At 65.9% G+C, this 17395-nt stretch carries 18 protein-coding genes; 10 read left to right on the top strand and 8 right to left on the bottom strand.

Going from position 1 to position 17395, the window contains the following annotated elements; genetic code table 11:
* The first annotated feature begins 13 nt into the window (after positions 1-13).
* Positions 14-550: a DUF3833 domain-containing protein gene (locus IPK75_02370; protein ID MBK8197188.1), complete on the top strand. Its 537-nt coding sequence runs from the start codon at positions 14-16 to the stop codon at positions 548-550.
* Here the strand turns inward: IPK75_02370 and IPK75_02365 are convergent.
* The 4 genes from IPK75_02365 to IPK75_02350 form a co-directional block, all read right to left on the bottom strand.
* Complete coding sequence (locus IPK75_02365; protein MBK8197187.1) at positions 525-1265, bottom strand: hypothetical protein; 741 nt, start codon at positions 1263-1265, stop codon at positions 525-527. The genes IPK75_02370 and IPK75_02365 overlap by 26 nt on opposite strands.
* A gap of 65 nt (positions 1266-1330) precedes the next feature.
* Entirely contained in the window at positions 1331-1858 is a 528-nt protein-coding gene (locus IPK75_02360; GenBank protein ID MBK8197186.1) for a DUF4287 domain-containing protein, read from the bottom strand.
* A 36-nt stretch (positions 1859-1894) separates the two neighbouring features.
* Positions 1895-2443 (bottom strand): SRPBCC domain-containing protein, encoded by a 549-nt coding sequence (locus IPK75_02355; GenBank protein ID MBK8197185.1) that lies wholly within the window; start codon positions 2441-2443, stop codon positions 1895-1897.
* Complete coding sequence (locus IPK75_02350; GenBank protein ID MBK8197184.1) at positions 2440-2787, bottom strand: helix-turn-helix transcriptional regulator; 348 nt, start codon at positions 2785-2787, stop codon at positions 2440-2442. The genes IPK75_02355 and IPK75_02350 overlap by 4 nt, the downstream gene beginning before the upstream one ends.
* Before the next feature lie 96 nt (positions 2788-2883).
* On the opposite strand from IPK75_02350, the gene IPK75_02345 reads away from it, so the two are divergent.
* The 7 genes from IPK75_02345 to IPK75_02315 all read left to right on the top strand — a co-directional run bounded on the left by IPK75_02345 (position 2884) and on the right by IPK75_02315 (position 12870).
* The gene (locus tag IPK75_02345; protein ID MBK8197183.1) at positions 2884-5220 is read left to right on the top strand and encodes a UvrD-helicase domain-containing protein; all 2337 of its coding nucleotides are present in this window, start codon (positions 2884-2886) and stop codon (positions 5218-5220) included.
* A 477-nt stretch (positions 5221-5697) separates the two neighbouring features.
* Positions 5698-6738, top strand: a complete 1041-nt coding sequence (locus tag IPK75_02340) for a rod shape-determining protein (GenBank protein ID MBK8197182.1) — start codon at positions 5698-5700, stop codon at positions 6736-6738.
* A 29-nt stretch (positions 6739-6767) separates the two neighbouring features.
* A complete protein-coding gene (locus tag IPK75_02335) occupies positions 6768-7637 on the top strand; it encodes a rod shape-determining protein MreC (GenBank protein ID MBK8197181.1) in 870 nt (289 codons plus the stop codon).
* A 3-nt stretch (positions 7638-7640) separates the two neighbouring features.
* A complete protein-coding gene (locus IPK75_02330) occupies positions 7641-8189 on the top strand; it encodes a hypothetical protein (protein ID MBK8197180.1) in 549 nt (182 codons plus the stop codon).
* A complete protein-coding gene (gene mrdA / locus IPK75_02325; protein ID MBK8197179.1) occupies positions 8189-10138 on the top strand; it encodes a penicillin-binding protein 2 in 1950 nt (649 codons plus the stop codon). Before IPK75_02330 ends, mrdA begins: the two co-directional genes overlap by 1 nt.
* 101 nt (positions 10139-10239) lie before the next feature.
* Positions 10240-11367, top strand: a complete 1128-nt coding sequence (gene rodA, locus IPK75_02320; GenBank protein ID MBK8197178.1) for a rod shape-determining protein RodA — start codon at positions 10240-10242, stop codon at positions 11365-11367.
* An 81-nt stretch (positions 11368-11448) separates the two neighbouring features.
* Positions 11449-12870, top strand: coding sequence for a sodium-dependent transporter (locus IPK75_02315; GenBank protein MBK8197177.1), 1422 nt, complete (start codon positions 11449-11451; stop codon positions 12868-12870).
* A 132-nt stretch (positions 12871-13002) separates the two neighbouring features.
* Here the strand turns inward: IPK75_02315 and pip are convergent, their stop codons facing one another.
* Complete coding sequence (gene pip / locus IPK75_02310; protein ID MBK8197176.1) at positions 13003-13992, bottom strand: prolyl aminopeptidase; 990 nt, start codon at positions 13990-13992, stop codon at positions 13003-13005.
* Positions 13993-14103: 111 nt separating this feature from the next.
* Between pip and IPK75_02305 the strand changes: the two genes are divergently transcribed.
* Positions 14104-14718 carry a hypothetical protein gene (locus IPK75_02305; protein ID MBK8197175.1) on the top strand — a complete coding sequence of 205 codons (615 nt, stop codon included), beginning with the start codon at positions 14104-14106 and terminating at the stop codon, positions 14716-14718.
* On the opposite strand, the gene IPK75_02300 is transcribed toward IPK75_02305, so the two are convergent.
* A complete protein-coding gene (locus IPK75_02300; GenBank protein ID MBK8197174.1) occupies positions 14688-15074 on the bottom strand; it encodes a DUF423 domain-containing protein in 387 nt (128 codons plus the stop codon). The genes IPK75_02305 and IPK75_02300 overlap by 31 nt on opposite strands.
* Complete coding sequence (locus IPK75_02295) at positions 15071-15496, bottom strand: PaaI family thioesterase (protein MBK8197173.1); 426 nt, start codon at positions 15494-15496, stop codon at positions 15071-15073. The genes IPK75_02300 and IPK75_02295 overlap by 4 nt, the downstream gene beginning before the upstream one ends.
* 99 nt (positions 15497-15595) lie before the next feature.
* Between IPK75_02295 and IPK75_02290 the strand changes: the two genes are divergently transcribed.
* Positions 15596-16708, top strand: a complete 1113-nt coding sequence (locus tag IPK75_02290) for a hypothetical protein (protein MBK8197172.1) — start codon at positions 15596-15598, stop codon at positions 16706-16708.
* Here the strand turns inward: IPK75_02290 and IPK75_02285 are convergent, their stop codons facing one another.
* Positions 16709-17395, bottom strand: coding sequence for a GNAT family N-acetyltransferase (locus IPK75_02285; GenBank protein MBK8197171.1), 687 nt, complete (start codon positions 17393-17395; stop codon positions 16709-16711).

Below are 17395 nucleotides of genomic sequence, written 5' to 3'. Positions count from 1 at the left end.
CGGAGCCCCGCCGATGAAACGAACCTCACTTGCCGCCCCCGTTCTGGTCGCCGCTGCGGCGCTGACCAGCTGTGCCTCCGGCACCTCGCTCGAGCAGTTCGAAGCCGCGCCGCGCCAGCTGGTGCTGGAGGAATATTTCGCGGGCAAGACGACCGCCTACGGATTGTTCGAGGACCGGTTCCACAAGGTGCGCCGGCAGTTCAAGGTGGACATCACCGGCGAGGTCGAGGGCGACCGGCTGACCCTGACGGAGAAGTTCGTCTATGATGACGGCGAGCGTGACACGCGCGTCTGGGAAATCGATATCCTGGGCAATGGCCAGTATCGCGGCACGGCCGGCGATGTGCCGGTGCCGGCGGTGGGGCAGGCGAGCGGCAATGCCTTCAACTGGAAATACAAGGTCGACTTGAAGGTCGGCGACTCTGTCTGGAATGTCGGCTTCAATGACTGGATGTTCCTGATGGAGGACGGGGTGCTGCTGAACCGCGCCTATGTCACCCGCTACGGCATCGAGATCGGCCAGGTCACGATAGCGTTCCGGAAAGACTGACGAAAAGCAGCACGGCCCCGAACACGGCGGCCGGGATCAGGTTGGTCAGCGCGAGGCGCAGGTGGAGGGCGCGGGCTTCGGCCGGGCTCGTGGCGCTGTCGGCGCCTTCCGGCCAGGGCGGGCGCGAGGTGCCCCAGAGCGTCAGGAAACCGCCGCTGCCGCGCGCGATCGACAGGCGCTTCACCGGCACGCCGGCCTGGCGGGCGAGGGCTTCGGCGGCCTCGCCGGCGATCGTGGTCCACTCCGAGGTCTTCGGGATGGGGCGGTCTTCGCCGAGCAGGATCAGCTGGCCGGATTTGAGACGCGCGGCATAGACGCGGTTGATGGTGACCATGCCGAGGCTGGTGATCGCCTCCTCGCGCCATTCGACCTGGCGGATGTCGGCATAGGCGAGAGAGCGGTGGACTGGCGGGGCACGGCCGAACAGGAGGCGGCCGGAGGGCAGGCTGAGCCAGGCCTCGGTGCCGACCAGCAGGATGCGCCAGCCCCATTTCATCCGGCAATCGCGCGCCACGATGTTGGCGAGCTGCAGGAAGAATACGACGCTGAAGGCGAGTACCAGCGCGGCCTCGGGCTCGCCTGTGGTCAGCGTGAGGGCAGCGCCGCCGGCCATGCCCAGCAGCAACAGCCAGAGGAGAAGGGTGCAGAGGGCGAGTCCCAGCCGGGCGCCGAGGCCGAAGCGGAAATCAAGGTCGTTGGCGATAGGCTGGGACATGGCGGGCTCCGGTTCCTGCCCTTAAAGGCGCAGTCCGGAGGGCCAGCGGGTCAGGCCATGCTGGTTCAGGCGAGGCCGTAGGCGGCCTTCAGCCAGGCCTTGACCTCGGCATCGAGGTCGGCGGGCGCTTCGAGTTTCACCTTGTGTGTGCACATCGAGCCCGGCTTCTCGGCGAGCAGGCGGGCGGTGGGCGCGGCGCCCTTCAGGTTGAGGCCGAGATCGATGCGCGTCTTCGAGGCCGGCGTGACGACGGCGAAGTTCTTCGAGCGGCGGAAGGCGACGCTGGTTTTCTTCGGCGAGATCTCGACATCCTTGCCGAGCGTGCGGGCGTAGGCTTCGAGGGCGGCATAGACGGGCTTCAGGCTTTCGCGTCCGGCATACTGGCCGGCCAGCAGGTCGTCTTCGGGCACGTCCATGGCGCCCTTGGCGGTCTGGCAGATGAGGTTGGCATAGCCGTGGCCGAGGCCGTGGGTGTCCTTCAGCAGCGTCATCTGGTCGCCGTGCTTCGCCAGCCCGCTCTTGCGGACAAGGTCAGCCCACTGATCAATCGACTTGCCGGTATTCTTCAGCAGGTTCGCCTTCATGGCGTCCATCGGATCGGCTTTCTCGGGCATGGTTTCCTCCCCCGTTTACTGGTAGCGGCCGGGCGGCCAGTTTTCGATGCGGCACGCTTTCGGCACCGTGAAATTCAGCATCGGGCCGAGGGCGATGATCATGCGGCCGGCGAATTTCGGCTTGCCGGTTTCGACGAGAGCCTTGAGGTTTTCGGTGATGAAGACGCCGCCGGGCACCATCGACTTCTCGGTTTTCGTGCCTGCGGGGACGCCTTCGGTGATCAACGTGAATTCGGTGCCGCCCTCGATTTCCTTCAGTTCATAGATGACCGTACACGGCGCATCCGGATACTGGGTGAACTTCATCGTATGGGCGTAGCGGTGGGGCGGGGAGAAATCGAGCACTTCGCCAACCACAATGGCGAACTTGCGGTCGGCCGAGACCATCCGCATCGGCTTGCCGGGCGCGAGGCCTTCCTTCGCGTCGCAGACGGCGCCGAAGAAGAAGGGGAGCACCGTGTCTGTCTTCACCAGCGTGTCCCAGACGACGCGGATCGGCGCCTCAATGGTGACGCGGTAGACCGCGCGGTCAGCGAGAGCGGGCTTGGCGGACGGCTCGGTCATGTCTCGTCTTGCTCCTTGCGGGCGGCGGCTTCGGCTGCGAACTTGAGGCCGGTGATGCGGCGGGCGAAATGCTCAGTATGCTGATCGAGCCAGCGGTCCTGGATCATCTGCAGCGGCGCGGCATTGAGCCAGAGCCGGCGCAGGCGGCCCTGCTTCTCGCTGACGACGAGGCCGGCCTGCTCAAGTACGGCGAGATGGTTCATCACCGCGATCCGGCTGACATCGAAGCGGCGCGCCAGTTCGCCCACCGGCAGGCCGGGCTCGGCTTTCAGGATGTCGAGCACCTGCCGCCGGCTCTCATGGGAGAGGGCATTGAAGACGGCGGACATGTCCTGATCGGTAATCATGTAATTACCTAATTACATGTTTTGCTGCGAGTCAACCGGCGCCGGCGCAGCTGGAAAGGTGTCAGCCCGGCTGGTCGCTGCTATACGTTCACCATGAGTTCCAATCCGAATCGACTGCCGATCAGCCAGATGGCCGCCGCGCGCGCGGCGCCGCCGCCGGCGGAGGGCGCGCCTTACCTGAAGGGGCTGAACCCGGAGCAGCGCGAAGCCGTGCTGCATACCGAGGGGCCGCTGCTGGTGCTGGCGGGGGCAGGCACCGGCAAGACGCGCGTGCTGACCGCGCGCCTCGCGCACATCATCGGCACGCGGCTCGCCTATCCGTCGCAGACGTTGACGGTGACGTTCACGAACAAGGCCGCGCGGGAGATGCGCGAGCGCGCGCTGCACCTGATCGGGGAAGCGGGCGAGGGGCTGCAATGGCTCGGCACGTTCCACTCGATCTCGGCGAAGATCCTGCGGCGGCATCCGGAACTGGTCGGGCTGAAATCCACCTTCACGATCCTCGACACCGACGACCAGGTGCGGCTGTGCCGGCAGATCGTGCAGGCGGAAGACCTCGATCCGAAACGCTGGACGCCGCGCAACCTTGCCGGGCTGATCGATGGCTGGAAGAACCGTGCGCTGACGCCGGACAGGGTGCCGCATGAAGAGGCGGAGCTGTTCGGCAACGGCAAGGGCATCAAGTGTTACGAGATCTACCAGGCGCGGCTGAAAGTGCTGAATGCCTGCGATTTCGGCGACCTGCTGATCCACAACATCACGATCTTCCAGCAGAACCCGGATGTGCTGCGCGACTACCACGCGAAGTTCCGCTACATCCTCGTGGACGAGTACCAGGACACGAACGTGGCGCAGTACTTGTGGCTGCGGCTGCTGGCGCAGGGTTCGAAGAACATCTGCTGCGTGGGCGATGACGACCAGTCGATCTATGGCTGGCGGGGCGCCGAGGTCGACAACATCCTGCGCTTCGAGAAAGACTTTCCGGGCGCCAAGGTCGTGCGGCTGGAGCGCAATTACCGCTCGACGAAACACATCCTGGCCGCCGCCTCCTCGGTGATCGCGCACAACAAGGGCCGTCTCGGCAAGACGTTGTTCGTGGGCGATGACAGCGCTGCGGCGGATGATCCGGATGCGCACAAGGTGAAGGTGCGCGGCCTGTGGGACGGCGAGGCGGAAAGTCGCCTGATCGCGGACGATATCGAGAGATGGGTGCGGGCCGGGCACCGGCATGATGACTGCGCCGTGCTGGTGCGGGCCTCGTGGCAGATGCGCGCCTTCGAGGAGCGGTTCATTCTCCTGGGGATTCCGTACCGCGTGATCGGCGGCCCGCGCTTCTTCGAGCGTGCCGAAATCCGCGACGCGATGGCCTACCTGCGCCTGGTGCGCTCGCCGGACGACGACCTCGCGTTCGAGCGGGTCGTCAACGAGCCAAAGCGGGGCGTGGGGGATACGACGCTGGCGAAGCTGCAATCCTACGCGCGGGCGGACGGGCGGAGCCTGTTCACGCTGACGCCGATGGTTCTGCAGACCGACGAGATCAAAGGCGGGGCAAAGCGGGGGCTGACCCTGTTCATCGACCAGATCAACCTCTGGCGCGGCAAGCTGGCGAACGGCATGCCGCATACCGAACTCGCCGAGATGATCCTGGAAGAGTCCGGCTATACCGACATGCTGCAGAAGGACCGCAGCCCGCAGGCTCAGGGACGGCTCGACAACCTCAAGGAGCTGGTCCGCGCGATGGGCGAGTTCGACTCGCTCGCGGGTTTCCTCGAGCACGTCGAGCTGGTGATGGACGCGGCCACCGGAAATGGCAGCGAGGACCAGGTGCAGATCCTGACGCTGCACGCCGCCAAGGGGCTGGAATGGCCGGTCGTGTTCCTGCCGGGCTGGGAGGAGGAGGTGTTCCCCTCGCGCCGGTCGCTTGACGAGAGCGGCCTCAAGGGCCTCGAGGAGGAGCGGCGTCTCGCTTATGTCGGCATCACGCGGGCGCGGGCGCGGGCCTATATTTCCTTTGTGGCCAACCGGCAGATCTACGGGCGCTGGCAGTCCGTGCTGCCGAGCCGGTTTGTCGATGAGCTGCCGCATGAACATGTCGATGCGGTCTCGGAGACGGGGTATTCCGGCATGCCGGGTGCCGAAAGTGCCTTCGTCGGCACGGTCGAGGACCTCGGCGACCGTTCGGACTATCAGAGCCCCGGATGGAAGCGGCTGAAGGAGAATGCCGGCCGGCCCAGCGGCGCGCCGCCGCGAGATGCCGCGGACCTGACGGCCACTGCGTCCGGCCCGTCAGCCTTCCGGGTGGGCGCGCGGGTGTTCCACGACAAGTTCGGCTACGGGAAAGTCGCGTTCACGGAAGGCAACAAGCTGACCGTGGATTTCGACAAGACGGGCCGCAAAAAGGTCATCGCGACGTTCGTGACGGCGGCCTGAAGAAAATCGCAACGCCGGGAAAGTGGACCCGCCTGAGGGGGAGGGTGGCAGGTCCTGTTCGCGCCGGCTCGGGGGAGGAGGTTTCAGGGAGCGATCTCTCTCCGGCGTTGCAGGTGAAGATTGGCATGCCGGCGCCAAATCAAATCCGAACGAGGCGTTCATCTTCCGCTCACCCTCTTCATCCGGGGCGCATTTCCGCCCGGCGACGGGGGCTGCAAGTGTTAACGCTGAACAAGGGTTTGTTAACTAAATCGGAACGAATCGTTCCGTGATCCCTGTTGGCACTGCAGGCCTCCATTGCGGAGTCGGAGCAGAATCAAGGGATTCAGAGTGTCGGAACGAAACGTTCCACTAAACTGTTACCTTCTCCTTGCTTTAAAGCGGCGTTAACGGCACATGGTGTATGGGGCTGTGATCGAATCTGCGCACGGGGTCGGACGGAACGGTTCGGACCGTAAAGAAAAGAGCACGTATACCATGATCGGTAGTCTTCTCGGCCTGTTGTCCACGGACATGGCCATCGACCTCGGCACCGCCAACACGCTCGTCTATGTGAAGGGCCAGGGCGTCCAGCTCGATGAGCCTTCGGTTGTCGCCTACATGACACAGGGCGGCCGGAAGATTGTCTACGCGGTCGGCGAGCAGGCGAAGAACATGCTCGGCAAGACCCCGGTCAACATGGAGGCGATCCGCCCCATGCGCGACGGCGTGATCGCGGACTTCGAAGTCGCCGAGGAAATGATCAAGCACTTCATCCGGAAGGTTCACAACCGCCGGGCGTTCGTGTCTCCCCTCATCATCATCTGCGTGCCGAGCTCCGCCACCAGCGTCGAGCGCCGCGCCATCCACCAGTCGGCCCTGGCGGCCGGTGCCCGTCATGTCGAGCTGATCGAGGAGCCGATGGCGGCGGCGATCGGCGCTGGCCTGCCGATCGATGATCCGGCCGGCTCGATGGTGGTCGATATCGGCGGCGGCACCTCGGAAGTGGCCGTCCTGTCCCTCGGCGGCATCGTCTATTCGCGCTCGGTGCGCGTCGGCGGCGACAAGATGGACCAGGCGATCGTCAACTACCTGCGCCGCGAGCAGAAGATCCTGATCGGCGAAATGTCGGCCGAGCGGATCAAGAAGGAAATCGGCACCGCGATGCCGCCGGAAAACGGCACCGGCATGGCGCTGACCGTGCGCGGCCGCGGCACGCTGGACGGCGTTCCGAAGGAAACCGAGATCACCGAGGCGATGATCGCCGAGGCGCTGAAGGAACCGGTTACCGACATCATCGATGCCGTGAAGATCGCCCTCGAAGCGATGCCGCCGGAACTGGCGGCCGACATCGTCGACCGCGGCATCGTGCTGACGGGCGGCGGCGCGCTGCTGCGCAACCTCGACACGGTGATCCGCAACCAGGCGCAACTGCCGGTGATGATCGCAGACGATCCGCTGAAATGTGTGGTCAACGGCTGTGGACAGGTCCTCGAGAACTATTCCAAGATGAAGAGTGTTCTCTGCCCGGAAGTCTGACGCACGGGCAACATGAGGGAGCCTGAGGCATGGCACGTTCCGGCCGTTCCAACCAGAAATCAGGCGCACGGCGGGTCTCGCTGGGTATCCTGATCTTTGGCGCGCTGGCGCTGATCGTGGCGCAGTCGGCGCCGCAGATCAGCAATTTCTTCGTGCCCGCCCGCACCACGATCAGCGACCGCATCGGTGCGCCGTCGGACACCAGCCTGTGGGCGCAGATCAGCGGCCAGGCTGACCGCGACCAGCGCATCCGCGAACTCGAGAACGAAGTGCGCGATCTCGCGCGCTACAAGGCCGCCGCCATTTCGATGGCCGAGCGGATGGAAGCCTACGAGAACATCCTGAACCTGATGGGCGAGCCGCCGGAGCGCGGCGTGACGGCGCGCATCACGACCGTCGTGGACGGCCCGTTTGCACAGACGGTGCTGGCCAATGCCGGCGCGCTGCAGGGCGTCGACCCCGGCGCGGTGGCGCTGAATGAAGGCGGGCTTGTCGGCCGGGTGATCCAGCTGGGTCAGCGCTCCTCGCGCATCCTGCTGATCAGCAACTACCAGAGCCAGCTGCCCATCCTCGGCGAAGTCAGCGGCGTGCGCGCGATCATGCAGGGCAAGGACCGCGACCGCGGCGTGCTGAAGGACCTGCCGGAAGCTGCCGATTTCATCGAAGGCGAACGCATCCTCAGCTCCGGCGAAGGCGGCGCGTATCCGCGCGGCCTGGTGGTCGGCACGGTGACGCGGCAGGGATCGGACTGGCTCGTGAAGCTTGCGATGCGCGACCATGCGAGCGGCTATGTGCGGATGATTGCGCCGCCCGAGATCGTCGAGCCGCTGCCGGAATCCGAACTGGTCGAGCCGGTGCCGGAAGACCCGGCGGCGAGTGCCTCGCAGGGAGCGCGCTGACCGATGGCAAGCTCCCGGTTCAATCGCAAGCAGCGCACGCTCTGGAGCCAGTCGGGACCCAGTCCGCGGCTGATTTTCGGCGCGGCGATCATCGCCATCGTCGGTGTGCTGGGCATGACGCCGAAGGAAATCTTCGGCATCCCGCTGGCCTGGCCATTTGCGGCGCTTTGGGGCGCGATCGGCTGGGGCCGCGTCGGCCTCGCGCTGCGCCCGATGGTGCTGCTGATGATCTTCGGCCTGATGCAGGACATTGTCTCCAATGCGCCGCTCGGCTGTTTCGCGATGATCAACCTGTTGGTGTACGGAATGAGTGCCGGCATTGCCGACCAGACGGACGGCATGCGCGATACGCTGGTGGCCGTGGTCGGGCCGGCGGTGTTGCTGGTGGTGGCTTTCCTGCTGGTGTGGGGCTTTGCCAGCATCACGGGCGACCATCTCGTGCGCACCTGGCCGCTGATGGCCAACTTCATCATCACGGGACTGATCTATTCCTTCGCCAGCCGGATGTTTGACCTGGGCCGACGCCCGGGAGAATCGCCGGGAGGCAACTGATGGCACGGCGACTGAGCCCTGAAGCGGATTTCGACCGGCGCCTGCTGATCATGATGGGCGTCGGCGGAACGGTGTTCGCCACGCTGGTGGCGCGCCTGACGCAGCTGCAATTCCTGGAAGCCGACTATTACCAAGAACTCGCCGACCAGAACCATATCCGCCTCGTGCTGTCGCCGCCGGAGCGGGGCGAGATCCTCGACCGGTTTGCCCGCCCGCTCGCTTCGCAGCGCCAGGCCGGCCGCGTCTCGGTGATTCCGGAGCGGCTTTCCGATCCCGCCGCCACGCTCGCCCAGCTCGGCAAGTTCATCGACCTGCCGGACGCGCGCGTGGCGCGGGTGCTGGAAGAGATCAAGGGCAACCGGATGCGCCGGGCCGGTTTCGTGCCGGTCACCGTGGTGCAGGAACTCAGCTATGAGGAATTCGCGCGCCTGAGGGTGCGCGCGGTTGAGATGGACGGCGTGGACGTGCAGATGGCGTCGACGCGGTCGTATCCGCGCGGGCGCGACTTTGCCCACGTGCTCGGCTATGTCGCGCGCGCCAGCGCCGACGACATGGAGCGCATGAGCGAGGGGCGCACGGGAGACGACCTGCGCACCTTCCATGAATTGCTGCGCCATCCCGACATCCGCGTCGGCCGTCAGGGCATGGAGCGATTTGCGGAAGATTGGCTGCGCGGCCGGCCGGGACGGCGCCGCGTGGTGACCAACGCCCACGGCCGCCCGATGCAGGAGCTCGAACAGGACCCGGCGCACGCGGCGCTGCCCGGCAAGGACCTCTACGTCACCATCGACGCTGAACTTCAGCGCGTGGCGATCGAGCGGTTTGCCGGCGAGAGCGGCGCGGCGGTGGTGGTCGAGGTGGCCACCGGCGACGTGCTGGCCATGGTGTCGACGCCGGCGTTTGATCCGAATTCGTTCGTGAACGGAATTTCCGGCAAGGACTATGCCGAGCTGCGCGACAACCCGATGGCGCCGCTGTATCCGCGCGCGCATGGCGGCGTCTATCCGCCGGGGTCGACCTTCAAGATGGTGGTTGCCACGGCCGCGCTGGAATCCGGCGCGGTGAAGACGTCCGACACGGTGCGCTGCGGCGGGTCATACCGCTTCGGCAACCGCACCTGGCACTGCTGGAAAAAAGGCGGCCACGGCACGATGAACATGCACGACGGCATCAAGCATTCGTGCGACGTGTACTTCTACGAAATTGCCCGGCGCACGGGCGTCAACAAGATTGCCGAAGTGGCGCACAAGTTCGGCTTCGGCGAGACCTTCGTGCTGGGCATGACCGGCGCGCGCAGCGGCCTGGTACCTGACCCGGCCTGGAAGCAGGCGAACCGCGGCGAGCCCTGGTTCGAAGGCGAGACGCTGAACTTCGGTATCGGGCAGGGACAGCTGGGCGTGACGCCGCTGCAGCTGGCGCTGATGACGGCGCGCATCGCCTCCGACGGCAAGCCGCTCAAGCCGCGCGTGGTGGGCTTTGGTCCGGAGGCGGACGATACGCCGACCCTCGACGCGCCGCTCGATGGCGCCATCATCGATGTGATGAAGTCCGGCATGTTCGGCGTGACGTCCGAGCCGGGCGGCACTGGCTATCGCTCCGGCGACCTGGGTCTCGGCGGGCCGCGCATGGCAGGCAAATCCGGCACGGCGCAGGTGCGCCGCATCACGCAGGCCGAGCGCGACCAGGGCATCCGCAAGGGCCTCAACATCGAGCGCGAACTGCGCGACCATGCGCTGTTCGTCGCCTACGCGCCGGCGGACAATCCGAAATATGCTGTCTCGGTGGTTGTCGAGCACGGTGAGAGCGGTTCGGGCGCCGCTGCGCCCGTCGCACGTGACATCCTCGCTGCGGCGATGAAGATGGACAGTGCGCGCACGCCGACCTACCAGAAGCGCGCCGCTGTCGAAACGCCGTCCACGGACGGACCGGCCAAGGGGGATCCCGCATGAGCCGCGACGGCTATACCGGTTTCACCCGCGGCGAAGCGCGCGTCTCGACGGCGCGGTCGCTGAACTTTTCCGGCGCCGGCTTGCTCGGCCAGGTCGCCCGCCTGCCGTGGAGCATCATCCTCCTGATTGTCGCGGTCGGACTGACCGGCGTGGCGATGCTGTTCTCGGTCGGCTGGGACCCGGTAGCGCAGGCGCCGTCGCCGGACGAGGCCGACCTCTGGCGCGACCAGATCACGCGGCTCGGCGTCGGCTTCGTGCTGATGATCACGCTGGCCATGCTGCCGCTCGGCGTCTGGTCGAAGCTGGCCCTGCCGGCCTATGCGGGGGTGCTGGTGCTGCTGGTGCTGGTCGACTTCTTCGGCGTGATGGGCGGCGGCGCGGCGCGCTGGCTGAAAGTTGGCCCGATCATCCTGCAGCCGTCGGAGCCGGCAAAGCTGGCGGTGACGATGGCGCTGGCAAGCTATTATCAGCGGATGATGCCGACCAACGGGCAGTCCCCGCCGCTGGTGGTGCATCTGGGCGCGATCCTGATCCTGCTGATCCCGGCCGGGCTGGTATTCAAGCAGCCGAACCTTTCGACGGCGCTGGCGCTGGCCGCGTCGGGGTTCATGATCATCTTCTTCGCCGGCATCGCGATGCGATATGTGCTGGGCGCGATCGTGGCGGGGTTGGCGGCGGTACCCGCCATCTACACCTTCGTGCTTGAGCCCTACCAGCGCGAGCGGGTCGACACGCTGATTGCCGGGATCACGGGCAAGGCGACCAACGGCCTCGGCGAGAGCTACCAGATCGAGCAGGCGAAGATCGCGATCGGGGCGGGCGGGCTGAGCGGACGCGGCTACCTGCAGGGTATCCAGTCGCAGCAGGAATACGTGCCCGAGCAGCAGACCGACTTCATCCTGACGGTGATCGCCGAGGAATTCGGCTTCATCGGCGCGGTTGGCCTGCTGCTGGTGTTCGCCTTCCTGTTTGTCTGGTCGTTCCGGGTGGCAGCGCGCAACAAGAGCTGGTTCGGGCGCCTCGCCACGGTCGGGGCGACGTCCACGATCGCCTTCTTCGCCATCTTCAACAGCGGCATGGTGCTGGGCCTCCTGCCAGTGCTCGGCATGCCGCTGCCGCTGATCTCGTATGGCGGCACGGCGCTGATCACCGTGATGTGCTGCTTCGGCCTGATCCTGTCGGCGCACCTGCACCAGGACGAGAAACTCTCGGCCCGCGGACTGTTCTAGACCACTCTGTGGCGATCCTCGTTGATTTTTGACCCCGCATGGCTAGGGTCCGGCCAAACATTGCCTCGGGGAGCATGATTCATGGCACAAATTGGCCGCAAGACTGAAAGCTTCAGCTCAAGGTTCGCCTTCATCATGGCGGCGGTGGGCTCGTCTGTCGGCCTCGGCAATTTCTGGCGCTTCCCCTACACCGCCGGCGAGAATGGCGGCGGAGCCTTCATCATAATCTACATCCTGTGCGCCACGCTGATCGCGCTGCCGCTGCTGATGGCGGAATACGCGATGGGCCGGAAATCCGGCATGTCGGCCATCGAGGGCGTGCAGTCGCTGGCGCGGGCCGAATCGAAATCGCAATACTGGGGCATTGTCGGCTGGGTCGGCGGGCTGACTGCCTTCTTCATCCTGACCTTCTACATGGTCATCTCGGCCTGGCTGATGGCCTACGTGATCCAGGCCATCGGCGGCAACCTGCACGGCGCCGACGCGGCGGTGTCCGCCCAGAACTTCAGCGACACGATCGGGGCGGGCGTCCATCCGATGCAGTCGAGATGGTATATCCTGGCGCTGCTGGCGGTGTTCATTGCGGCGAACGTGATTGTCGTCGGGCGCGGCGTGAAGGGCGGGCTGGAGACGGCCGCCACCATCCTGATGCCGGCCTTCTTCGTGATGCTTCTGGTCGTGCTCGGCTTCTCGCTGATGAACGGCGATGTGGGGCGCACGGTGGACTTCATCCTGAAACCGGACTTCAGCAAGGTCGGCTTCGGCACGTTCCTCTCGGCGCTCGGCCAGGCCTTCTTCTCCATCGGCGTCGGCGTCGGCCTGATGCTGACCTATGGCGCCTATCTCGACCGGGGCACCAACATCCCGCGCGCCTCGACCATCGTGGCGGGCTCGGACACGCTGGTGGCGATCATCGCCGGCTTCACTATCTTCCCGATCGTGTTTGCCGCCGGGCTGCCGGAAGCCTCCGGCCCCAGCCTGTTCTTCATCTCGATGCCGGTGGCGTTCGAGGCGATTCCTTACGGCTCCGTGTTCGCGGTCGTGTTCTTCGCGCTGGCGCTGTTCGCCGCGTTCACTTCATCGATCTCGCTGATGGAAGTCGGCGTGTCCTGGTTCGAGGAACGCCAGGGCGTGACCCGCCTCGGCGCTTCGATCGGGGTCGGCTTCGTATTGTGGATGGTCGGCGCCGGCTATGTGTTCGGCGGCGAATATCTCGACTTCATGGACTTCATGACCGAGGGCCTGCTGCTACCGCTCGGCGGCCTGCTCTGCGCCGTGTTCGCTGGCTGGATCCTCAGCCGTGACATGCTGGTTTCCGAGCTCGGCGAAGGCATGGTGATGAATGTCTGGCGGTTCCTGATCCGCTGGTTCGTGCCGCCCTTCATCGCGCTGATCCTGGTCTTCGGCTTCATGGACAAGATCCAGGACCAGTACCATGTGCAGCTGCCGGGCATGTTCGAAGCGCTGCTGGGGCCGAACTGGGTTGCTCCGCCGGCGGAGTAAGACATTGGTCTGCGCTTCGGACGGCTCATTCTGAGCGAAGTCGAAGAACGAGCCGGGGCTGGCGTGGGTTCGGCTTGGCGCATCCTTCGACTTCGCTCAGGATGAGTGTGGGGTGTCTGGCGAGCGGTCGAACTATACCTTCGACTTCACGCTCAGCTTGTCGGCGAAATCGTCCGTGGCCTGAACGAGGCGGTCGATGATGCCGGGCTCCATCGACGAGTGGCCGGCGTCGGGCACGATGTGGAGCTCCGCTTTCGGCCAGGCCTTCGAGAGTTCCCACGCGGTCGAGAGCGGGGTGACGACGTCGTAGCGGCCGTGCACCATCACACCGGGCGTGTTCTGGAGTTTCAGGCGGGCCTGATCGAGCAGCCAGTTGTCGGTTTCGAAGAAGCCTTCATTGACGAAATAGTGGCACTCGATGCGGGCGAAGGCGTCGACGAAATCGTCTTCGTTGAAGCGCGGCGGCGTGGTGACAGGGCCCTTGATCGACAGGGTCTGGCCTTCCCAGCGGGCCCAGGCGCGGGCGGCGTCGAGGCGGGCCTGCTGGTCGGCGCCGGTGAGGCGCTTGTAGAAGGCGGTGACGAGGTCGCCGCGCTCGGCCTGCGGGATGGGGGCGATGTAGCGGTCGAACGCGTCCGGGAACAGGCGGCTGGCACCGGACTGGTAGAACCACTGGATCTCGGATTTCGACACCAGGAAGATGCCGCGCAGCACGAGGCCGAGGACGTGCGAGGTGTGGGTGACGGCATAGGCAAGGGCGAGGGTGGAGCCCCACGAGCCGCCGAAGACGAGCCAGCTGGAGACGCCGGCGTGTTTGCGCAGGGCCTCGATGTCGGCCACCAGGTCCCAGGTCGTGTTGCCTTCCAGTTCCGAATGCGGGGTCGAGCGGCCGCAGCCGCGCTGGTCGAACAGGAAGATGCGGTAACGGTCCGGGTCGAAGAACCGGCGCATTTCCGGGCTGGAGCCGCCGCCGGGCCCGCCATGCAGGGCGACGACGGGGATTCCTTTCGGGTTTCCTGATTCTTCCCAGTAAATTTCATGCAAATCCGACACGCGCAGGCGGCCGGAGGCATAAGGTTCGTGCCTGTGGTAGAGAATCCGGCGACTTTGGCGTCTGTTCATGCGCTCTTCACTTATATTCAGCTAGCTTTTGCCCAATGACTGGACTTCCTTACCCCACACCCATACTGTTTTTGGAGTGTTGGGCCATAGCTGCTGGCGGGTGGCGAATTGATGCGTAGCGTTTTTCTGGGTGTATCCCTATGCGTTCTGGCGGGATGCGCAACCGTTTCGGTTGTGCCCGGCGAGGCAACGGTCGAGACATCCCTTACCAGGAGCCAATCCGAGCTGCGCCTCGCGTCCAACGCGTATTGTGACGAAGTTGTCTCCGCCGGCTGGGTCGAGGAAGCTGACGGCCTTGCGTCGCTCGCCGACACGCTGATGCATGGCAAGACCGAGATCGCGGGCGCTGCCGGTTACTATGCCACGCGCGTCGGCGCAGAGACCAAGGCGCCGGCGCTCGTGCTGGCGCGTATCGTGTCCGACAGCCAGGACGCCCGGCGCGGGCTTGCGGATGTCACCGTCGAGGCCGAGACCGTGCTCAAGAGCCGGGACAAGAACGCCTCCAACCGCGGGGACGTGATGAGCTATGAGCGCGCGCTCGTCCGTGCACAGATGGCTTATCGCGGGTTCCAGGAAGCGCTGGACCTTGTGTCGGCACGCGCCGACATGGATGTCCAGCCGGTGGTGTCGGAAGTCGAATCCTTCGCCCTGATGATCGACGATGCCCGGCTGATTGCCGACCGCTTGGCCGACCGCTATGTCGGCGACGGGTCTGCCGGGTCCTGATCCCGGCCCGCGGCGCCCAGCGCCAGCATCAGCCAGCCTGCCAGCATCGAAAGCCCGCCCAGCGGCGTGACCGCGCCCAGCACACGCGGGCCGCCGAGGGCCATCGCATAGAGGCTGGCTGCGAAGATCACCGCGCCGCATACCAGCAGCCAGCCGCCAAGGCGTATCCGGCTCGACCGCGCTGCGAGCCCGGCCGCGAGGGCGGCGGCGGCGTGCGGCAGGGCGTAGGTCGTGGCGGTGGTCCACCAGCCGCGTGCCTCATCGGTCAGCTGGCCATCCAGTGCGTGCGCGCCGAACGCGCCGAAGGCGACGCCGCAAAAGCCGGTCAGCGCGGCGGCGGCCACCAGCCGGTTCATGCGCGGGCTTCCTTGCGCGGCAAGGCGTAGGTGACGATCGCATGGCTCGCCGGCTTGTCCGCGCCTTCGATGCGGATGTCGACGTCGATCACGGCGAGCGCCTGTCCCATCTTCATGATCCTGCCTTCGGCCAGAACGACCGGCCCGATGCAAGGCCGCAGGAAATTGATGTTGAGGTTGCTGGTCACGGTCATAGGTTCAAGGCCGGTCAGGGTCATGATCGCCATATACGCGGCGCTGTCGGCGAGGCTCATCTGGGTCGGCCCGGAGATATAGCCACCGGGGCGCAGGTGGGTTTCGTCCGCTTCCAGCCGCAGGATGGCGCGGCCTTCTTCCATCAGCACAACCTGGTTCTGCCGGCCGCGCCCCTTGAAGGCGCCGTCAAGGAATGCGTTGGCCTCTTCGGCGGTAAACTTCGTCATGCATCCTCTCGCGGGGGAACGTCTTGATTGTCACATGACCCGGCGCCAACCTGTCGTCAACGACCCGCGCCAAGTGGTCACGCCAAGGAAGGACGCCGCATGCTCACCGCCGGAGACGAGTTCCCGATCCACCAGACGCCGGAGCCTGTGGCTTTCGCCGGGTCGGACCGCAATTTCTACGACCGCTATTTCTTCAACGGCTACAGCGCCGACGGGAAAACCTTCTTCGCTGCGGCGATGGGCGTTTATCCGCACCTCAACATCATCGACGGCTCGGTCTCGATCCTGCGCGATGGCAAGCAGGCCTCGATCTTCATGTCGCGCCCGCTCAACATGGAGCGGATGGACACGTTCGTGGGGCCGCTGTCGGTCTCGGTGATCGAACCGCTTAAGAAAGTGCGCTTGACGCTGAAGGAGACCGAGGGCCTCGCGCTCGACGTCGAGTTCACCGGCCGGGCCTTTCCGATCGAGGAGCCGCGCTTCACGCGCCGCATCGGTCCGCGGATGATGATGGATCTGACCCGGATGACACAGAACGGCCGCTGGTCCGGCACGCTGAAGATGGACGGCAAGGAAGAGAAGGTCGATCCCGCGAGCTGGACCGGCACGCGCGACCGCAGCTGGGGCGTGCGCCCGATCGGCGCACCGGACCCGCAGCCGGCAATCCCCGCCGTGCCGCCGCAATTCTACTGGATCTGGACGCCGACCAATTTCCCGAACCTGTCAATGTTCTTCCATGTCAACGAGGACGGTGCGGGCGAGCCCTGGAACCAGCGCGCCTCGCTGGTGATGGACGGCTCGAAACAGGGCGAGGGCATCCACCTCAGCGACCCGAAGATGGACGTGCGCTATGCCAAAGGCACGCGGCGCATGCAGTCGGCGACGCTGTCTGTGAAGGACCCCTCCGGCCGTCCGCATACGGTGGAGTTCACGCCGCTCGGCACGTTCCTGATGAAGGGCATCGGCTACGGCCACCCGGTCTGGCGCCACGGCGCCTTCCAGGGCGACCAGCTGAAAGTGGTGCGCGAGGATTTCGAGCCGCCGAAGACGCCCTGGCAAATGCCGGAGAACCTGCACATCCAGGAAATCGTCAAGGCGGTCCACAAGGGGCCGGACGGGTCCGGCTCGGAAGGCATCGGCACGTTCGAACAGCTCTTCCTCGGCCCCCATGTGCCGTCGGGCTTCAAGGACATCCTGGACGGGGCGGCCTGATCAGACGGAACTTCGCGCGCGGGCAGGCGGTTCGAAGGCCTGAGCGGCGCCGTGCTGCTGCAGTCCCGAGCGGAGGATGTCGCCGGCCGGTGTTTGCGTCAGGCCTTCCAGCCTCTGCGCGGCCGTCTCGATATCGAACCGGTAGCTGACCACCGGCCCGTCGCGGTGCACCGAAAGCCCCCCGAGGCTTCGGAAGAGTTGCCGGGATGCGCGGTTCTCTGCGAGCGTCTCCGCCGTCAGATGGGTGATGCCGGCGGCGCGTGCGTCCGCGATCACGCCGGTCAGCAGCAGCCGGGCGAGCCCCTTGCCGTGCCAGTCATCCAGCACGGCGAGGGCCAGTTCCGCCTCCCGGCTCGTTCCGCGGCGAATGGCGTGAACCGCCCCGATGGCGGGCTGGCCGGGCGAAGCAAGGTCAATCGCGCCCCAGGCTATGTGTTTCCAGCCGTCCGCGTCGCACAGGCGCTCGATCACATGGTCGGGCAGGGTCTGCGAGCCATTGAAGAAGCGCAGATAACGGGAATGGTCAGAAAGCGCGGCGATTCCGGCCCGCATACGGCCGGCATCGTGCCGCCCGATGGGCCGAACGAGGACCGCCTCGCCGCTGTCCAGATGGACGGGGAAACTGCGATTTGCCATGCCCGGATTGTTGCGGTGCAACATGGCCGCAATGGGGCGTGGCTGCAGCAT

This window comes from Acidobacteriota bacterium (genome assembly GCA_016712445.1).
GTDB lineage: Bacteria > Pseudomonadota > Alphaproteobacteria > Caulobacterales > Hyphomonadaceae > Hyphomonas.
This window is presented reverse-complemented; position numbering and strand designations above follow the sequence as displayed.

Bases quoted from the DNA above. Each gene is read 5' to 3' on its own strand.
- IPK75_02370 (MBK8197188.1), top strand. From the start codon at position 14: ATGAAACGAACCTCACTTGCCGCCCCCGTTCTGGTCGCCGCTGCGGCG.
- IPK75_02365 (MBK8197187.1), bottom strand. From the start codon at position 1,265: ATGTCCCAGCCTATCGCCAACGACCTTGATTTCCGCTTCGGCCTCGGC.
- IPK75_02285 (MBK8197171.1), bottom strand. From the start codon at position 17,395: ATGCTGCAGCCACGCCCCATTGCGGCCATGTTGCACCGCAACAATCCG.
- IPK75_02300 (MBK8197174.1), bottom strand. From the start codon at position 15,074: ATGAACCGGCTGGTGGCCGCCGCCGCGCTGACCGGCTTTTGCGGCGTC.
- IPK75_02305 (MBK8197175.1), top strand. From the start codon at position 14,104: ATGCGTAGCGTTTTTCTGGGTGTATCCCTATGCGTTCTGGCGGGATGC.
- IPK75_02295 (MBK8197173.1), bottom strand. From the start codon at position 15,496: ATGACGAAGTTTACCGCCGAAGAGGCCAACGCATTCCTTGACGGCGCC.
- IPK75_02290 (MBK8197172.1), top strand. From the start codon at position 15,596: ATGCTCACCGCCGGAGACGAGTTCCCGATCCACCAGACGCCGGAGCCT.
- mrdA (MBK8197179.1), top strand. From the start codon at position 8,189: ATGGCACGGCGACTGAGCCCTGAAGCGGATTTCGACCGGCGCCTGCTG.
- IPK75_02330 (MBK8197180.1), top strand. From the start codon at position 7,641: ATGGCAAGCTCCCGGTTCAATCGCAAGCAGCGCACGCTCTGGAGCCAG.
- IPK75_02345 (MBK8197183.1), top strand. From the start codon at position 2,884: ATGAGTTCCAATCCGAATCGACTGCCGATCAGCCAGATGGCCGCCGCG.
- pip (MBK8197176.1), bottom strand. From the start codon at position 13,992: ATGAACAGACGCCAAAGTCGCCGGATTCTCTACCACAGGCACGAACCT.
- IPK75_02355 (MBK8197185.1), bottom strand. From the start codon at position 2,443: ATGACCGAGCCGTCCGCCAAGCCCGCTCTCGCTGACCGCGCGGTCTAC.
- IPK75_02315 (MBK8197177.1), top strand. From the start codon at position 11,449: ATGGCACAAATTGGCCGCAAGACTGAAAGCTTCAGCTCAAGGTTCGCC.
- IPK75_02360 (MBK8197186.1), bottom strand. From the start codon at position 1,858: ATGGACGCCATGAAGGCGAACCTGCTGAAGAATACCGGCAAGTCGATT.
- IPK75_02340 (MBK8197182.1), top strand. From the start codon at position 5,698: ATGATCGGTAGTCTTCTCGGCCTGTTGTCCACGGACATGGCCATCGAC.
- IPK75_02335 (MBK8197181.1), top strand. From the start codon at position 6,768: ATGGCACGTTCCGGCCGTTCCAACCAGAAATCAGGCGCACGGCGGGTC.